This is a genomic window from Tritonibacter multivorans (assembly GCF_001458415.1).
Lineage (GTDB): Bacteria > Pseudomonadota > Alphaproteobacteria > Rhodobacterales > Rhodobacteraceae > Epibacterium > Epibacterium multivorans.
The window spans coordinates 127315-145388 of sequence record NZ_CYSD01000021.1 but is presented as its reverse complement, the minus strand read 5'-3'; the positions used below and the strand labels follow the sequence as shown (position 1 = coordinate 145388).

The 18074-nt window shown below is 59.6% G+C and carries 11 protein-coding genes; 9 read left to right on the top strand and 2 right to left on the bottom strand.

Annotation, left to right across the window (positions count from 1 at the left end):
* Positions 1-30: 30 nt before the first annotated feature.
* The 4 genes from TRM7557_RS07975 to TRM7557_RS07960 are packed head-to-tail and all read left to right on the top strand — an operon-like array spanning position 31 to position 3498.
* Positions 31-960 (top strand): carbohydrate ABC transporter permease, encoded by a 930-nt coding sequence (locus tag TRM7557_RS07975; RefSeq protein ID WP_058289689.1) that lies wholly within the window; start codon positions 31-33, stop codon positions 958-960.
* 2 nt (positions 961-962) lie between these two features.
* Positions 963-1835: a carbohydrate ABC transporter permease gene (locus tag TRM7557_RS07970; RefSeq protein ID WP_058289688.1), complete on the top strand. Its 873-nt coding sequence runs from the start codon at positions 963-965 to the stop codon at positions 1833-1835.
* A gap of 3 nt (positions 1836-1838) precedes the next feature.
* Positions 1839-2594: a cytochrome b561 domain-containing protein gene (locus TRM7557_RS07965; protein WP_058289687.1), complete on the top strand. Its 756-nt coding sequence runs from the start codon at positions 1839-1841 to the stop codon at positions 2592-2594.
* Positions 2578-3498, top strand: a complete 921-nt coding sequence (locus TRM7557_RS07960; protein ID WP_058289686.1) for an SMP-30/gluconolactonase/LRE family protein — start codon at positions 2578-2580, stop codon at positions 3496-3498. The genes TRM7557_RS07965 and TRM7557_RS07960 overlap by 17 nt, the downstream gene beginning before the upstream one ends.
* An 83-nt stretch (positions 3499-3581) precedes the next feature.
* Here TRM7557_RS07960 and TRM7557_RS07955 read toward each other — a convergent pair whose 3' ends face one another.
* Both TRM7557_RS07955 and TRM7557_RS07950 read right to left on the bottom strand, forming a co-directional pair.
* A complete protein-coding gene (locus TRM7557_RS07955; RefSeq protein ID WP_058289685.1) occupies positions 3582-4556 on the bottom strand; it encodes a UDP-glucuronic acid decarboxylase family protein in 975 nt (324 codons plus the stop codon).
* A gap of 56 nt (positions 4557-4612) precedes the next feature.
* Complete coding sequence (locus tag TRM7557_RS07950) at positions 4613-5614, bottom strand: sulfotransferase family protein (protein ID WP_074941986.1); 1002 nt, start codon at positions 5612-5614, stop codon at positions 4613-4615.
* A 919-nt stretch (positions 5615-6533) separates the two neighbouring features.
* Between TRM7557_RS07950 and TRM7557_RS07945 the strand changes: the two genes are divergently transcribed.
* From TRM7557_RS07945 to TRM7557_RS07925, 5 genes are all read left to right on the top strand, one after another.
* Complete coding sequence (locus TRM7557_RS07945) at positions 6534-7982, top strand: sugar transferase (RefSeq protein WP_165592432.1); 1449 nt, start codon at positions 6534-6536, stop codon at positions 7980-7982.
* Between the two features lie 57 nt (positions 7983-8039).
* Positions 8040-14318 carry a carbohydrate-binding protein gene (locus TRM7557_RS07940; protein ID WP_074941988.1) on the top strand — a complete coding sequence of 2093 codons (6279 nt, stop codon included), beginning with the start codon at positions 8040-8042 and terminating at the stop codon, positions 14316-14318.
* Between the two features lie 108 nt (positions 14319-14426).
* Positions 14427-15662: a glycosyltransferase family 4 protein gene (locus tag TRM7557_RS07935; RefSeq protein ID WP_058289681.1), complete on the top strand. Its 1236-nt coding sequence runs from the start codon at positions 14427-14429 to the stop codon at positions 15660-15662.
* Positions 15656-16819 carry a glycosyltransferase gene (locus TRM7557_RS07930; protein WP_058289680.1) on the top strand — a complete coding sequence of 388 codons (1164 nt, stop codon included), beginning with the start codon at positions 15656-15658 and terminating at the stop codon, positions 16817-16819. Before TRM7557_RS07935 ends, TRM7557_RS07930 begins: the two co-directional genes overlap by 7 nt.
* Positions 16807-18003 (top strand): polysaccharide biosynthesis/export family protein, encoded by a 1197-nt coding sequence (locus tag TRM7557_RS07925; protein WP_074941989.1) that lies wholly within the window; start codon positions 16807-16809, stop codon positions 18001-18003. The genes TRM7557_RS07930 and TRM7557_RS07925 overlap by 13 nt, the downstream gene beginning before the upstream one ends.
* Positions 18004-18074 lie beyond the last annotated feature (71 nt).

Genomic DNA, 18074 nt, shown 5'->3' with positions numbered 1-18074 from the left:
AACTCCCCAAAATCGAAAAGGGCCTCAGCAATGAGCGCTGCTTCAAGGGCCAATCGGCTCACCCCATACCTGTTCCTGGCGCCTGCCGCCGTGATCCTCGCCTTCGCGCTGCTCTATCCGATCGGCTATATGGTCTACGCGAGCTTCCTTGACTGGAGCCCGAGCCAGCGCATCGGAGAGGCCGACTTTATCGGCCTGCGCAACTACACCAACCTGCTTCAGGACGCCGCCTTTGGCGAAAGCTTCTGGGTCACGATCAAATTCGCCGCCGTTGTGGTGACGCTGGAGATGATCATCGGTGTCGGGCTGGCCCTGCTTTTGGACCGCAATATCAAGGGCATGTCCCTCTTGCGGACCATCTTTATCCTGCCGATGATGATCGCCCCCATCGTTGTGGGTCTGATGTGGCGCTACATGTACCACCCGACCGTGGGTATCTTTAACCGCACCATCAAATCCTTGGGCTTTGAGGAAGGCATCCCGTGGCTGTCGGACAGCACCTGGTCCTTCATCGCGGTGGTGATTGCCGACGTCTGGCAGTGGACGCCCTTTATCTTCATCCTTGCGTTGGCTGCGATGCAGTCCTTGCCCCGCTCGGCGCTGGAAGCTGCTGATATTGACGGCGCCACCGAATGGCAGAAGATCACCCTGATCAAGATCCCGCTGATGATGCCGGTGCTGATCGTCACCCTGATGCTGCGCCTGATTGATGCCTTCAAAGTGCTCGAGGTGATCATGGTGCTGACCAATGGCGGCCCCGGCCTGTCCACGGAAATTGTTGCCCTGCGGATCTTCCGCACCGCGCAGGAATTCCAGGAACTGGGTGAAGCGGCCGCGATGTCGAACATCCTTCTTATGCTGCTGATGGCCCTGACAATCGGCATGTTCTTCTACTCGAAACTCCAAGAGGCACGGGCCGCACGGATGCGTGCCGCTGCCGAACAAGAAGAGGCGCACTGATCATGGCCGTCCAAGACAAAAAACAGAACCCGGCGTTCTACGCGCTGCTTGCAGCCTTGGTGATCATGTCGGTCGGGCCGATTGCCCTGATGCTGGCCACGTCTTTCAAGACCAACGTAGACATCTATGACAACACGGTTTCGGCGTTCTTCTTTACGCCGACGCTGAAAAACTATGAAACCGTGCTGTGCAATGTGCTGTGGTACGAGCCAGAACACGTGCGCTATTGCGATCCGACCTTTGGCCGGGCGCTGGGGAATTCGCTGTTCATTGCCACTGTGTCCACGGCGATTACGCTGATCGTCGGCTGTATGGCGGCCTATGCGCTGGTCCGGTTCAAATTTATGGGTCGCGGGGCGGTCTCTATGACCACGCTGTTGATGCGGATGGTGCCCCCGGCGGTTCTTCTGGTGCCTGTGTTTGGCATTTGGACGTTCCAATACGGGCTCGACCAATCCTATACCGGGATCATTCTGGTCTATACGGCGATGAACCTGCCCTTTGTGATCTGGATCTTGCAGAGCTTTATCGTCCAGGTGCCGATCCAGCTCGAAGAAGCCGCACGGATGGATGGGGCAAACCCTTTGCAGGTGTTCTTCCTGGTGGTGCTGCCGATTATCAAACCCGGTCTGGCGGCGGCGGCGATCTTTACCTTCCGTATCGCGTGGAATGAATTCCTGCTGGCCAACGCGCTGCTGGGCCGGTCGACCCGGACGGTGCCGGTGACCATTGTGAATTCGATCACCGAATATGACATCGACTGGGGTGTGATCATGGCCACGGGAATGCTGCTTGCGGTGCCACCGATCCTGTTCACCTTTGCGGCGTCGCGCCAGATCATCACCGGCATGACCGCAGGCGCGGTGAAAGGCTAAGTGATGGAGTGGTTGCTCTCTCCCATTGATCCCAGCCGGGCGCATGACGTGGGGTTTGCCATCAGCTGGCATGCCCGCACCATGACCCTGGCCTGGGGGGTAATGGTCCCTGCGGCGATCTTTGCCGCGCGCTACTTCAAGATCCTGCCGGGGCAGGACTGGCCGCGCGAGCTGGACAGTCAGGTCTGGTGGCGCGGGCATTGGATGGGGCAGGCGCTGGCCTATCTGCTGACGCTCTTGGGGCTGGGGCTGATCCTTGGCGACGACAGCGCGCATTTTGCCCCCATTCACCGCATCCTTGGCTATGTGGTTCTGGGGCTCGGGTCGGTTCAGGTTCTGCTGGGCGTCTTCCGTGGCAGCAAAGGCGGCCCCACAGCCCCGGCCCGCGATGGTTCCCTGCGTGGGGATCACTATGACATGACCCCGTGGCGGCTGCATTTTGAGCGCCTGCACCGGGTGCTGGGGTATGCGGCGCTGCTGATTGGCTTTGCCACCATTTTCACCGGGCTTTGGGCCGCAAATGCGCCGCGTTGGATGTGGGCCGTGCTGGTTCTCTACTGGAGCGGGCTGCTGGTGGCCGCACTCTACTGCCAGCGCCGCGGCTGGTCCTATGACACCTATCAGGCGATCTGGGGCCCGGACCCCGAATTGCCCGGCAACAAGATGCCCATGACCGGCTGGGGCACCACCCGCCCCGGCGACACCTTTGGTCAGGACGTAAAAAAGAAGAAGGAGGACACCCATGTTCGGCGTACTTGAAGGCACCGGGTTCGAAGCCCTGTCGCCTGAATTTGAAGCCTGCTTCATTGGCCACGCCCGGGTCGAACGCCTGTGGACCGGCGCACGCTGGTCGGAAGGCCCCGCATGGTTCCCGGCCGGGCGCTATGTGACCTGGTCGGACATTCCCAACAATCGCATGATGCGCTGGGATGAAACCGATGGGTCGGTGTCGGTGTTCCGCCAGCCGTCCAACAACTGCAATGGTCACACTGTGGACGGGCAGGGGCGGTTGGTTAGCTGCGAACATCTGACCCGGCGCGTCACCCGCACCGAACATGACGGGTCGATCACGGTTCTGGCCGACAGCTGGCAGGGCAAACGCCTGAATTCGCCCAATGATGTGGTGGTGAAATCCGATGGCTCGATCTGGTTCACCGACCCGTCTTACGGGATCATGATGGATTACGAAGGCGACCGCGCCAAGAGCGAGATTGGCGCCTGCCATGTCTACCGCATTGATCCGACCACCGGTGAGGTCACAGCCGTGGCGACAGATTTTGTCAAACCCAATGGGCTGGCGTTCTCGGCTGATGAACAGCATCTGTTTGTGTCGGACACCGGTGGCACACATCAGGCAGGCGGCCCGGCGCATATCCGCAAGATCGCGGTCCATGCGGATGGCACCTCCTTGGGCCAAAGCAAAGTTTTCGCAGAATGCACAAATGGGTTCTTCGACGGCTTCCGGCTTGATCGCGATGGCCGCATCTGGAGCTCGGCTGCGGATGGCGTCCATTGTCTTGCGCCGGGGGGCGATCTGATCGGCAAGATTCACATCCCCGAGATCGTCGGCAATGTCGTCTTTGGCGGCCCCAAGAAAAACCGTTTGTTCATGGCCGCGACCAGTTCGCTGTATTCGGTCTATCTGAACGTGAACGGGCTTTAGATCCCTGTCGGCAGTCATACAGGCAAGACGAAACCGGGCGGCTCTGTCATGGCCGCCCGGATTTTTGGTTCAATCAGCGCAGATCAGTATTGTGGCTGTTTGACGTTCAGAAGGTTCTGAAAATACTCGACTGTATGGGCAATCCCGGTGTCGAGTTTGATTTTCGGATCCCACCCCAGAAGCTGCTGCGCGCGGGTAATATCCGGGCGGCGCTGGGTCGGGTCGTCGCTGGGCAGATCGTGGAAGGTCAGCTTTGATTGTGATCCGGTATAGGCAATGATCTTTTCCGCCAGTTCCTTGATCGAAAATTCACCCGGATTGCCAAGGTTGATCGGCCCGATCACGTCTTCATCGCTGTTCATCAGGCGGATCAGCCCATCGACCAGTTCGTCGACATAGCAGAAAGACCGGGTCTGGCTGCCATCCCCGTAAATGGTGATGTCCTCATTGTTCAGCGCCTGGCCGATAAAGTTTGAGACCACACGGCCATCCCGTGGATGCATGCGCGGGCCGTAGGTGTTGAAGATCCGCGCAACTTTGATCGGCACACCATGCTGGCGGTGATAATCAAAGAACAGCGTCTCGGCACAGCGTTTCCCCTCGTCATAGCAGGAGCGCAGGCCAATCGGGTTCACATTGCCCCAATAGTCCTCGCGCTGGGGGGACATATGGGGGTCGCCGTAAACTTCGCTGGTGGAGGCCTGCAGGATCGGGCATTTCAGCCGCTTGGCCAACCCCAGCATATTGATCGCACCGTGGACGGATGTCTTGGCGGTCTGCACCGGGTCGTGCTGGTAATGCACGGGCGAGGCCGGGCAGGCGAGGTTGTAGATCTGGTCCACTTCCACATAGAGCGGAAAGGTCACGTCGTGGCGCATGAATTCGAACTGCGGATGGCTGTGCAGATGGTCGATATTGCGCTTGGTGCCGGTGAAGAGATTGTCCACGCACAACACTTCGTTGCCCGCATCCAGCAGCCGGTCGCATAGGTGCGAACCCAGAAAACCCGCGCCGCCGGTCACCAGGATACGTTTGCGGTTTCTATAGTGTCTGGCCATACTCAGTTACCTCTCTAAACAAAAAACAAATGGCACACGTAGGATGTCCGGGTGTTCTACCCGGGTTCACGCACCGCTGACGATGTCAGAGGATGCGGGGAAATTTTGGACGTCTGGGGGCGCTGTTCGGGGAAGAACCCCGGCGGGATTTCAGGGCCGAGCATCTCTGCCAGCTGCGCCAGATCCTGAGCGTAATGAGCGGCGATTTCGGCCGCTAGGGCGTCTGAAACAGGGTCTGCGCTGACCGGGGCCGCATTGGCCCGTTTCAGCCCTTTCATAATACCCAGGGATTTCAGCCCCAAGGCGCGTTTCAGCGGTTTCGACGCCAGTTCCCGAATTGGGCCGCCACGGGCAATCGCATAGCTGAGAAGACGCGAACGGGCGCGTTTGGCCTCATTGATGCGGGGAAACTCTGCCCGGTCATCGTCGTCGAGGCCAAAGAAATCCAGCGCGCGGCGATAGGTGCGGCCTGTGTCTGCGTTCATGTCTTCTTGAAACATGACCAAGGTCTGTTCGCGCGGCACCACTTGCCAGAACCGCTGTAGCATCGCGGCAAAAGCGGCGGTTTCCGTATAAAGCAATGTAGAGGGCGCGCGGCAACGTTTGGGAATGCTGTGCCCCGCAGCGCGATCTTTCGACAAACGCCAAGCGGCGGCAAAATCCGCCTCATCCTCGTCAAATGCGTTGACCAGCTGGCGGTGCAGCGAGGGCAGCATTTTCACCGGATTGCGCAACATGATGATAAATCGGGCATCTGGTCGCACCTTCATGATCTCTGCGGCCGCGGTGCGGGAAAACAGGTACCAAACGGAGGCCTCGATCAGCATCCGGGTCTGGTCAGAGGGCGTAAAAAACGCGCTGTATTCCTCCAACGAGGTGCTGCGGCGCAGGCCGGGCAGGTCGGTGGCGAAGTGATGCGGTTCTTTGGGTTTACTAAAGGCGACCTGCGGATGCTGCGCGAGGTAATGCGCCAGCGCCGTGGTGCCACATTTCGGAGCTCCGACAATGTATCCCTTTGGCGGGAAAGCGGAATCCTTCTGTGAGGCTGCAATGAGCATGATAACAACGGTCCGATAAAAACTCACGAGGCGCCGTTCTGCCACGTGAAAGAAAACTGGTAACGACTACTGAACTTCAGATTTCATTATACGGTGATTCGAGCGAAAGGCGACAGTCCCCCGTGAAATCTTGTGACTTTCAGCGCAAAGTTGAGTGCTGCTTTGGGATTGCAGCCAGTTGCCACGCCGCAGGGCGATCAGGTCACGTCGACACTGGTGATCTGCGGGCCGGGCAGTCGGCATGATCAGAAATTCATCATAAAAGCCAGGTTTCCCCGTTGTTGGCGGGCAAACGCGGATTTGTACCCTTTTGGGGGCATACGGGCCGCAGCGTTCGCGGTTTCCTAGACCTCGAAGTCGGTTCGAAGCTCGCTCCTTTTCGATTTGTGTTCGTCGTGAAGGTACCCGTGTGGAGCGTTGCCTCTCTCTTGTGTTGTTTTGGAGAAAGAGGTCGCTCAATGCGCAGCACGGTCCTGATCCAACGATGAGCTTCGGTTGATTTTGAATGCCCGCGACGCCGCAAGGGGTGTGCGGTTGGGTGTTGTTTTTGTTGTGTATGTTCAATGGTTTAGTGGGGGCGTGTGTTGTGACCTTTCGTAATAGTAACCCGGAATCCGGGCGCGGAGGAGAGTTCTCCAATGGGGGCGTTTCCGAAGCAGCAGACGGTTCGGTGGCGCGGGTAGCAAGGCCAGAACAGAGAAGCGAGCGGGTCGCTCGCAAGGCTCTAAAAAAGGTTTCCGATCAAGTTGTTAAACCCTCAGCCGCCGCAGCCTTGCGGGCTGCGCGTTGGCAGGCGGCACATTCTGAGGCCGAGAAGCACGAAGCGCTTCTAAAACGGGCCAAACGCCGGGGTCTTGAAGCCAAAAAAATTGACGCCGCCCCCACAGTTACTCCCCCTGATGGTTCGCCATCATCCGATATGCCTGCGGCTGACGTCGCAGAGATCGCCAAAGTTCAGGCCCCAGAAAAGCTCGCATCACCGGTGGAAATGCTCATCCCGACTCCCCTCGGGGCGGATCAGGGCGGCGTGGATCTGAACCCGGATCAAGCCCGCGACATGGAAAAAGCCGCCGCGACAGCAGCTGTGGTCCCGGCGTCTGAGCCGGTTCAAACCCGTCGGCCCGTATCTGGGTTCAAGCCACGGCACGAAGGGCTGCACCGGATCTATAATACGGGCGTTGCTGGCGGCATTTTTCTGCTCGCTTTGCCGATCATTGCAGTATTGACCCTTCTGGTTTTTGTCACCCAGGGTCGCCCGATTTTTTATCAGGGCGCGCGGGTTGGTCGCAATGGATCATCCTTTAATATCATAAAGTTCCGCACTTTGGACACGGCGAAGGCAGCCAAGCTGACCCAGAACCAGGTGCTGCCGCAGGGCTCGGGTCTGGAGACCCCTATGGGCGGCTTTCTGCGCGACACGCGTCTGGATGAGCTGCCGCAGCTTTGGAATATTATCCGAGGCGATATGAACATCTGCGGCCCGCGGCCGGTGCGCGAAGAGATCGCAGCGCTGCACCGTCAGGACATTCCTGATTACGATGCCCGGTTTGCCGTGAAACCCGGAATGCTGGGCCCGACCCAAGCGCTGATGGGGCATGGCACGCCGAAGCCCGTGCGCGCCCGTCTGAATGCCGCGCTCTGCCGCAAGCCAGTGAACTACTGGCGCGAGATTGAAATGATGGTGCTGGTCCCGGCCTGCGTGTTTGCCCGCACCGCAACGCTGCTGGCGTCCCGTGCGGGGAAGCTGGCACGCCGTGTTGGGACCCGCTTCACCGGAGGCACCTCCCGCGGGACCAGGCACGCTGCCACTCACGCGACCCTAGATGTGCTTGGCAAACCCGTCGACCGGAACATGGCGGCAAAATATGGCGTTGCGGTGCAGTTTGTTGATGCCATGGGGCAAGCCCATGATGTGCGCTGGATCGACGACAAAAGCTTTGTGACCGCAGGGTCTTTGGCAATGAACCCGGCTTTGGATGCGGCGCAGGGGCCAACGTTGGATGCGGCGCAGGGGCCAACGTTGGATGGCGCGCTGGAGATCACCTTACCCAATGGCACATTGCGTCGGGCACGGGTCAGCGGTTCTTTTGCAGGCCAGGCAAAACTTGGCACAGCTGCGGGCGCGGATGAGCTGGTGGAACTGGCCTATGAGCCTGCCAGCAAATACGCCCATCACGTGCTTGAACGCTATGTCTATCAGCGCGTTGTCGTCCCCCATTATTCCCATTTCCTGCTTGGGCGTCTGCTTCCCTCCTCGGGGTTCATGTCCAACTGGCACAATCTCTTCGGCTCAATTTCGGGCTTTGGTCAACTGCAAGGAGGAACAGCTGCATCCGGTCCGGCTTCGGGCGTGCGTACGGAGAGATAACGCCAGGCAGGAATTCATCCCTGCAAGCTTCACGGCGTTTTTGGAGAGTTTGAGATCATGGAACCTATTACATTTGGCATTACGAACCTGAGTGGAAACGCTTCGGTGAACCCAACGGGGATCGCGTTCAGCAAGACGGGGAACCCCACCCTATTTGTGGCGCAACAGGATGGCACGGTGTACCGCTACGACGTGGAGCGGTCACCGGACGGCCCCGACGCGGATGATACAGACGAATTTGCTGCAACCTCATCCCTCGCGATTGAAGTCATTCAGGATGACACCCAGAATTTCGACGACGACGGGACGGTGAATAACACCCAAAAGCGTCAGGTGACGGGTCTTGCCACCACGACTGACGACAACGGCAATGATGTGCTTTATGTGTCGTCGTCGGACTGGCGCATTGCGGTGGGCACCGACAGCGGGCTTGATACCAATTCGGGGCAGATCCACAAAATCACACTGGACCCGGTGACGGGTGCGGTGATTTCCAATGTGGCTATTCTGCGCGGCTTGCCGCGGTCCGAGGAAAACCATGCCAACAACGGCATTAGTCTTGCAGTGGACCCAAACACCGGCGACGACATCATGTATGTCGCTGTGGGCGGCATCACCAACAAAGGCGCGCCCGGTAATAACTTTGCGGGCACCACAGATTTTGCCTGGTCGGCGGCGATTATAAAAATCAACCTGACCACGCTTGAAACCTATGACGTTCGCACGGACGCAAACGGCAACGAGTTTGTGGTCGATCTGCCGACAACGGATGACCCGACGCGATCCAATGTCGACCTGAACACCCTGAATATTCAGAACCTAAATCTCGATCCCAATTTTACACTGGACGATAATGGCAACGTCGGTGGCGTGCTGCAGCCGGATTGGGCGGGCGGCAACAATGGTCTGAACCAAGCCAAGATCACCGATCATGTGCTCGTGAGTGAGAACGGCCAGCTGACCCTTGCAGAAAACCCGGTCACATTGTTCGCGCCGGGCTACCGCAATTCTTATGATGTCATCACGCTGGAAAACGGCGAGGTCTTCACGTGGGACAATGGCCCGAACGGGGGCTGGGGCGGTCAGCCGCTGTCGTTCTCGGATGGGGCGATTGTGGATGACTGGACCACGGAACTGGCCACAAATGAGTTCAACGAGACCGGCTCTAAGGGGTTTGGTGACCAGCTGCATTATCTGGGCAATACCAGCGATGAATACGGCACCTATGGTGGCCATGCATCCCCCTTGCGCGCGGCAAAAGAAGCGCTGGATGCGGCCTTTAATTCCGATGGAACCTACAAAGGGGCCACGCCGAACGATCCAATTACGGCGGATGGGGTGCAGCTTTTTGCCAATGAGGCAGAGGCGCAGGATTACCTTGCCAAACTGCTGATTATCTACGAACAGGATTCCGGTGGCAGCTGGAACGATGTGACCTCGAACACCGGCCTGCCTGCGGATCTGTTTGATGTGCTGCAGGACTATGACTGGAAACATCCGGGCAGCTCGATTTCCGACCCGACCGCCTTCTTTGATGGCACCAGCGTTCAGGATGGCACGCCGTTTTCGCCGGAAAGCCAGCTTTTGGACGAAGACGAAGATGGCTCGCTGGTGGTGACGCCGAATTCGACCAATGGTCTGACCGAATACCGTGCCACCTATTTCAACGGCGCGTTGCAGGGGGCCATCGTCGCCGCCAGCTTTGACGAAACGCTCTATTTTGCCATGCCAGAAGACACAGATGGCGACGGGCGTACGGATGCGGCCAGCATTGTGCACACCGTTTCGCTTTCTGGGTCGAACCCGCTGGCGCTGGATTCCCTGCCGGACTTTGGCCTGTCTTCCACCCTGATCGACAACACCGGCGATGGGGTGGATGACTTTTCGGGCATTATGGCGGTGGCCACCTATGGTGCGGATACGATCACCATTCTGGTGCCCGGCGGCACACCGATTGATCCCGGCAATGATCTGGATCTGGATGGTCAGAACGACACCATCGACAGCCATGTGGGCGATCCGCAAAACGGTCTTGGGGTGATCCTGAACCAGGGCCAGGAAGACCGTTGGGATTTCGAGCCGAACAATCCGGCCTCCACCCCGCCGGGCGCGGTGCCGACGGGCAACAGTATTGCTGGTGGCATTGGCATCAATGCGGCGTTCCGCGATGGCGTGGTGCCAGCGGTCAGCAATGGCGGTGACGACAATGCGGGCCTTTATGACGGCGGCGTGTTCAACCTTGGTGGCGCGTCCAGCTTTGCCAGTATCGACGAGGCCCATGATGGCGCAGCCGAGGGCAGCGGCAACACCCAGCGCGATGTTCTGGGTATTGGCTTTGGCGCACCGGACGCAGAGCGGCTCGCCATTACCACCGAGATGATCAATATCTTCACCTATTCCCTGAACACCGACGCCCCGGCCAAGACCTGGGACGGCGATGAGCGGGTGGGGCTGGTGGTCGGCCCCGGCGATCAGACCAATTTCGCTGAGGGCACCATCGCCACCCGTGACGAAGGCGGCACGGTGAAATATGGCGTGCAGATCCTTGTTGAAACCAATGAGGTGCCGCAATCGATCTTTGTGGAAATCCCCGGCATCGAGAACCCGGTGATTGCGGGTCTGGGGGATCCGAATTTTCAGGTCGCCATGGATTTTGACCTGACGGCGGGCCTCGAAAGCGCTTCGGCGCGGGCGCGTTATGTCGACAACGGCAGCTATACCGACTGGGTCTCCACCCCGGCTCTTGCCATCCCGCAAGAGGTGGTGGACGCGATCAAGGGGGCCTATGACAATCAAGGCGCTACCTCTGGGGCCTTTGTCGGCATGCTGGCCACGGCGGCTGCGGGGGATGACTCTTTTGCGGCGTCTTGGGACTGGATCGACGTAGAGAATGTCGATGATCCGGTGGGCTCGGCCCATATTGGCGTGCACGAGACCGACAATGATATCACCAAATCCAGCTTTGCGCCGGGATCCTTCGAGATTACCAATACTGGCGACAAGCGCATCACGCAGGTGGAGTTTGATATCTCCGGCGCCATTCTGCCCGATGCGGTGATTGATCCCTTTGGACTGGCGGGAGATACCGCAACCAAAGAGCTGACGATTGACAGCGCTGGTGGCACGGGGGTCGATCAGACGCCCGATGCGTCCAACTATGTCGGCGCCGGTGGGGCGGCGGGCTACGAAGGGCTCATTCTGACCTTTGACAATACGGTCAACAATGGGTTCGAGACTGGTGAAACAGTGACCTTCTCCATTGACCTTGACCCCAATTCGCTTTTGGGCGCGCGCAAAGCGCTTCTGGATGCGGGATCGACGTTCAACTGGGATGCTGCCGGGATTTCCGGGGCCGAGATCATTGGCTCGCATGTGACCGTCACTTACGAGGACGGGTCCACCAGTTCCAGCCAGCTGATCCATTCCGGCACCGATGCTGGCGCCTATACCGATACCTCTGAGGCCAGCCCCGGCATCTTGCCGACACTGACCGTCAATGGCATTGATGAAGGCGGCACTGGCACCTATGGGGCGGGTGGACCGTCGGTGGTGGTCAGCGGGCCCGATGGGTTCACCGCGCGGGTCACATTGGGCAAAGGCTTTGTGCAGCCCGTCACAAATGAATTCTACAATGGCAATGCCGCCGATCAGGCCTATGCGCCGCAGCTGGATCAGCAGCTGGCGGATCTGGCGGCCTCGGATTTCCCGGCCAACAACCTTGTAGAGCTTCAGACCTTTGACATTGCGCTGGATGGCAGCAATCAGGACATCACCTCGATGTTCGATTTCAACAATATCACGGACTATGACTTCTCGGGCGAGGCCGAGGTGCCGTTGGCCTTTGTTGCCACCATTATCAATCCGGGTGCGAATGACGCGCCGATGGGCGGAACCACCGCGCCCATCTTCCTGACGTTTGATCCGGGGGCGGGCGACACCGCACCGCCGACGGCGCTATCCTCCGATGCGCCGGATGTGGGTCCGGGCGAGGCCGGTCAGGCCACATTGGATGTCACTGTGGTGTTCCAGGACAATGTGGCCATTGATGTGTCTTCGATTGATGTGGGCGATATCACTGTCACCGGTCCGGGTGGGGCGTTGAATGTCAGCAATGTCAGCGTTGATATGGGCAGCAACGGCAGCCCGCGGTCGGCGACCTATACCATCGACGCACCGGGCGGCACCTGGGATGTGGCGGATGATGGATCTTATACCGTTGGACTTGAGGGCAGCGAGGTGCTGGACACCTCGGGCAATTCGGTGGCTGCCGATGCCACGCTCGACAGCTTCACGGTTGATATCTCCAGCCCGCCACCGGATCCGTTCCGGGTCGAGGCCGAAGACTTTACCATCGACCAGAACTTCACCATCAAAAACAACACCTCTGCCTCCAATGGCCAGTACCTGCAGGCCGGGGGCAGCGCAGAGCAGCGTGCGTCCTATACCTTCATGGCAACGGGCGGCGTCTATGATCTGGCGCTGGGCTACTATGACGAGGACGATGGGCAATCGACCTTGCAAGTTCTGTTGAACGGCACCGAAATCGACAGCTTTACCTGGGATCGGGACACCGGCGGGTCTCTGGCCAACCCGGCCACGGCGGCGACGCGGGATATCACCGGTCTGACGCTGGCCAATGGGGATGTGATCGAAGTGGTGGGCTTCAAAAACGGGGGCGAGCCGCTTCGAATCGATTTCCTTGATTTTGCCTATCAAGGGGCTGGGGGCGGTGACACCATTGTCCCGACAGTTCAGTCCACCAATGCACCCGACCTCGGATCCAGCGAAGCGGGCAATGCGACCACGGATATCACCATCACCTTTGCTGATAATGTGGCGATTGATGTGTCCTCTATCGACATTGGCGACATCAATGTTTCGGGTCCGGGTGGTTTCCTGACCATCAACAGCGTCAGTGTCGATGTTGCCAGCGATGGCACGCCGCGCACTGCGACCTATACGGTCAACGCGCCGGGGGGGACGTGGGATACAGCGGACAATGGGGCCTATACCGTGGAGCTGCTGGACAGCGAGGTCGAGGACACTTCGGGCAACAAAGTCACTGCAGATCCGAACCTTGACAGCTTCAACGTCAATATCAGCGGCTCCGGACCTGATCCGTTCCGGGTCGAGGTCGAGGACATGGCGCTGACGACCTACACGGTGAAAAACAACGCCAGCGCCTCGGGCGGGCAATATGCGCAGGCCTTCGGCAGCGGCGAACAGCGGGCGTCCTACACCTTTACCGCCACCGATGGCACCTATGACCTCGAGCTTGGCTATTTTGACGAAGATGATGGCCAGTCCAGCATGCAGATCCTGCTCAACAGTGTGGCGATCGACAGTTTTGTCTGGGATCGCGACACCGGTGGATCGCTGGCCAATGGCGCGACCTTTGCGACGCGGATGCTGAGTGGGGTGGAACTGACCAATGGCGATGTCATTGAACTGGTCGGCACCAAGGACGGCGGCGAGCCGCTGCGCACCGATTATCTCGACTTTACCTATACCGGTGCCGGTGGGGGCGGGGACACTATGGTGCCCGTTGTGCAATCCTCTTCTGCGCCGGACATTGGACCGGGTGAGGCTGGAAATGCGACCACAGACATCGTTGTGACCTTCGGCGACAATGTGGCGATTGACGTATCTTCGATTGATGTCGGCGACATCACAGTGACCGGCCCCGGCGGTGCCGTGACGGTCAGCAGCGTCAGTGTCGATGTTGGATCAGACGGGACCCCACGGGTTGCGACCTATACGGTTGATGCGCCGGGGGGCACCTGGGATGTCGCGGACGAGGGGGCCTATACGGTGGCGTTGCAAGCCAGCGAAGTGCTCGACACATCTGGCAATGAGGTCGCCGCAAACGCGACGCTCACAACCTTTGATGTCGATCTCAGTCCGCCAGCGGCGTCTTCGTTCCGGGTGGAGGCCGAAAGCACCGATGTGTCGCTCGATTTGGGTTTCACCGCTAAGAACAATGCCTCTGCGTCGAACGGCCAGTATATTCAGGCTCAGGGCAGCGGTGAGCAACGGGCGTCCTACACCTTTGATGGCACCGCAGAAACTTATGACCTGGTCATTGGCCATTACGATGAAAATGACGGTCAGTCGACGCTGAACATCCTGCTGAATGGCAGCCAGATCGACAGTTTTGTTTGGAACCAGGACGCGGGGGGGGCGCTTGCCAACGGTGACAGCTTTGCCACTTACGAAGTCAGCAATTTGGCGCTGACCTCGGGCGATGTGATCGAGATTTCGGGCTTTAAAGACGGCGCGGAACCCTTGCGGGTCGATTACTTCGACTTCGTATTTAACGATGAGCCGATTGCCTAAGGCTTGTGATTGAAACCTTGACCCGCCAGTGTTGATCCATGGTGTGATTAACGCGTTTGACCTTTGGTTACCCTTGTGAGCTGGCGGTCGTCAAGAGGGAGGTATTTTATGCAGGATTTTGCAAGCGCCACCCCGGCTGCGGCCCATATGGCTGAACCCGGCAACCAGAGCGGGGGGTATACCAACGCTGCGGCTGGCAAGAACCGATACAAGGCGCTGTTTGTCACCGCTGGGGATTTTTCCCATATTAACGCGCAAATGCTGCCCGCCCTGCGGTCGCAGTGCCCCAACGTGGATTTTGAAACCTTCAACGCAACAGAGTTTATGCGCAGCCAGCAGGGCACCATGATGCTCTGTGGGCTTGGGGCGTTGCAGGAATACGGGCTGTCGACGCTCAGCTCCAAGGCAAAGCTGCGCTACCGCCTGTTCCGGGCCCGCAGCTATTTCGACCGTGTCGGGCGCATGTTGCGGCGGCGCTTTGGCGATGCGGGGTTTGATTTCACCGTGCAGACGCAATCGATGTTCTCGGCCGCGCTGCCGGGGGTGCCGAACTATGTCTACACCGACCACGTCGCCCGTGCGCGGCTGGCCGATGAAGATCAGGAAGGCACAGGGCATCCGTCTTCGGTCTGGCTCGACCGGGAGCGCAGCATCTATGACGACGCCGATCATGTCTTTACCTTCGGCCCGAAAATCCGTGATTTCCTGCTGAACGATTATGGGATTGCGGACAGTAAGGTGTCGGCCATCGGCGCCGGGGCTTCGGCGCGGCCGGACTGTCCGGTGGACATCAGCCTGGCGCGTTCAGAGCGCCGCAATATTCTGTTTGTCGGCGTCGATTGGGAACGCAAAGGCGGGCCCGAAATGATCGAGGCGTTCAAGGAACTGCGCACCCATCTTCCAGATGCCACCCTCACCATCATTGGCTGTTCGCCGGATGTGCAGGTGGAGGGGGTCGATGTGCTGGGCCGTCTGCCGCTGTCGGAGCTGCCGGACTATTTTCACAAAGCATCTTGCTTTTGCATGCCGTCGCGGGTCGAACCCTTTGGGATCGTGTTCCTCGAGGCCATGCAGTTCGGGCTGCCGGTGGTGTCGACGACCGCGGGAGACATCGGCGCCATCGTGCAGGACGGGCGCACCGGGCGTCTGTGTGCGCCGCGCGATGCTGCTGGGCTGGCGCAGGCCCTGCGGGATGTGCTGGAGGTGCCGGAAACCTGCAAACAGATGGGCCTTGCCGGACTGGAGCGTGGCCGCCAGTTCACCTGGGAGGCTGTGGCGCGGCGGATTGCGTCGCACGCACCGGGCGCGTATGGCCGTCCCGCAGCCGAGGCGCTGCAATGGTGAGCCAGCGTATTCTTTTTGTCATCGACAGCCTGCGGGTCGGAGGGGCGGAGACGCTGCTTTTGGATTTGCTCGACGCGGCCAAGGCACGCGGCGATCTTGCGCATGTGGCGTATTTCACACCCGGCCCTTTGGCCCCCGAGGTCGAGAAACGTGGCATTGCCACCACCCGCCTCAGTCGCAAGGGGCTGAGGGATCCGCTGGCCTTGTGGCGGATCTGGCAATTGATGCGCCGCTGGCAACCCGATGTGGTGCACAGCCATCTGACCAAAAGTGATCTTGTGGCCCAACTGGCCGCACGGATGCGGGGCCTGCCGCGTCTGGTCACGCTCCACAATGCTGCCCCCTGGCGCAAAAAACGCCTGCCTGCGCGGCTGTATCATTGGGTGGTCGGCAAACCGGATGCGCTGATCGCGGTGACCCCCTTGGTGGCCGACCATGTGGCCCGCTATGGCGGAGTGCCCCGCGAGAACATCGAGGTGATTCAAAACGGCGTCGACTTGTCGCGTTTCTCGCCCGAGAACGCGACACCGCTGGACCTGAGCCAATTTGGCGTCCCCAAGGACGCTGTGGTGATTGCCAAAGTCGGGCGCCTGAATGTGCAAAAAGATCATGCCAATTTCCTGCGCGCAGCGGCCATTCTGGCGCGCAAAGACCCAAGGGCGCATTTTCTTGTTGTTGGCGACGGCGAGCTGATGACGCAGAGCCAGGAGCTGGCGCGGCAATTGGGGCTGGGCCCGGACCGGCTGACCTTCACCGGCAATATTCGCCAGATGCCCGAGCTGCTCTCGGCGATTGATATCTTTATGCTGGCCTCGGCCTGGGAAGGGCTGCCAATGGTGCTGCTCGAGGCGATGGCGATGGGGTTGCCTGTGGTGTCTACCGCCGTGGGGGGCGTGCCGGATTTGATTGCAAACGGCGAGAATGGCATGCTGGTGCCAGCCTCGGACCCGGCGGCCCTGGCGGCGGCAGGGGGCATGTTGGTGTCAGATGCCGACCTGCGCCACCGTATTGGGGCCGCAGGACAAGACACCGTAAGGGCCCGGTTTTCGGGCAAGGCTATGACCGATCGCATTTGGGCGCTTTATGCAGCGGCCCGCGCAGGCGCACCCGTTGGGCAGCCGCAGACGATGGAGGGGAAGCAGGAATGGAACGGATGACGTATGCAGGGAAACGCTGGGCTGTTGTGCGATGGCTGTTGGGCAGTCTGGTCGCGGTATTTTGGCTGAGTTCCGCACAGGTTGCTGTGGCCGAGGACTATATTATTGGGGTCGGGGACAAGCTCTCGATCTCGATCTTCGGACGCGAGGATTTCTCGAATGCGGTTGAGGTGCGCGGCGACGGCACCATTCGTCTGCATCACTTTGGTCGGGTCGCGGTCACCGGCAAAACGCTGGCTGAAATCGAAGACACGATTGCCGAACGCGCCGCCAACCAGTTCGAGGACAATGTATCTGTTGTTGCAGGCATTGCCGAATATCGCCCGATCTTTGTGATGGGGAACGTGCAGGCGCCGGGGTCTTATAAATTTGCCCCAGGCATGACGGTGATCAAAGCGATTGCGCTGGCGGGCGGCTATGAACGGGCGCAGGCGGCTGCAGGCACAAGTGAACGGGCAATTGTGGATGCCCAGCGCCGTGCCTTGGATGCGCGTATCCGCCTTGAATACGCCGAGGATGAGCAGAAATCGATTGTCGCGGAACTGGCCCGGCTTGCTGGTGAAAGTGCCGCAAGCGACGCCTCGGAGAACCCGGATCAGGTCGCGGTCTACAGCACGGGACGTGCCATTTTGGAAGAAACCATCGAAGGCTATCGTCGCCGCAGCGCCTTGGCGGAGGCCGAAACCGGGTTTTATGCCCAGCGCCGCGAGATCCTGTCGCGCCAGCTGTCTGTGATAGAACAGCAGCTTGAGGACGTTAGCGGTCTGGTGACACAGGGTCTGACGCGCCGCGACCGGCTTATTGATCTGCAGGTGGATCTGGACAATTACCGCTCGGACGAGCTGGAAACACTGGCCTTTGCCGCCAAGGCGGAACAGACGGGCGCCAATGCCGAAAGCGAGATTGGCGTGGCCCGCAGCCGCTACCACCGGGATCTGTTGCGCGACAAGATCGAGATCGACCAGCGGGTTGCCCTGCTGCGGTCAGATTTGAACGCAGCAATGGATTTCCTGCGCAGCGCAGCGCCGACCTCGGCCCTTGTGGTCGAAGCCGAAATCACCACCACCTTTGAGATCTACCGCAATGGTCAAAGCGGGGCGGCTGAATTGGTGGAGCTGACAAGTTTGATGCAGCCTGACGACGTTCTGGTTGTCACCTTTGGTGGGGTCAGCGCAGGGAACTGAGCCACAGCGACAGGCACAAACCAAAAAGGGGAGAGGTGAAAACCTCTCCCCTTTTGTTTGTTTCTGGGCAG

Coding starts and splice junctions, on each gene's coding strand:
- TRM7557_RS07950 (WP_074941986.1), bottom strand. CDS start 5,614: ATGCTCATTGCAGCCTCACAGAAGGATTCCGCTTTCCCGCCAAAGGGA.
- TRM7557_RS07965 (WP_058289687.1), top strand. CDS start 1,839: ATGGAGTGGTTGCTCTCTCCCATTGATCCCAGCCGGGCGCATGACGTG.
- TRM7557_RS07935 (WP_058289681.1), top strand. CDS start 14,427: ATGCAGGATTTTGCAAGCGCCACCCCGGCTGCGGCCCATATGGCTGAA.
- TRM7557_RS07960 (WP_058289686.1), top strand. CDS start 2,578: ATGTTCGGCGTACTTGAAGGCACCGGGTTCGAAGCCCTGTCGCCTGAA.
- TRM7557_RS07975 (WP_058289689.1), top strand. CDS start 31: ATGAGCGCTGCTTCAAGGGCCAATCGGCTCACCCCATACCTGTTCCTG.
- TRM7557_RS07940 (WP_074941988.1), top strand. CDS start 8,040: ATGGAACCTATTACATTTGGCATTACGAACCTGAGTGGAAACGCTTCG.
- TRM7557_RS07970 (WP_058289688.1), top strand. CDS start 963: ATGGCCGTCCAAGACAAAAAACAGAACCCGGCGTTCTACGCGCTGCTT.
- TRM7557_RS07955 (WP_058289685.1), bottom strand. CDS start 4,556: ATGGCCAGACACTATAGAAACCGCAAACGTATCCTGGTGACCGGCGGC.
- TRM7557_RS07945 (WP_165592432.1), top strand. CDS start 6,534: ATGCCTGCGGCTGACGTCGCAGAGATCGCCAAAGTTCAGGCCCCAGAA.
- TRM7557_RS07925 (WP_074941989.1), top strand. CDS start 16,807: ATGGAACGGATGACGTATGCAGGGAAACGCTGGGCTGTTGTGCGATGG.
- TRM7557_RS07930 (WP_058289680.1), top strand. CDS start 15,656: ATGGTGAGCCAGCGTATTCTTTTTGTCATCGACAGCCTGCGGGTCGGA.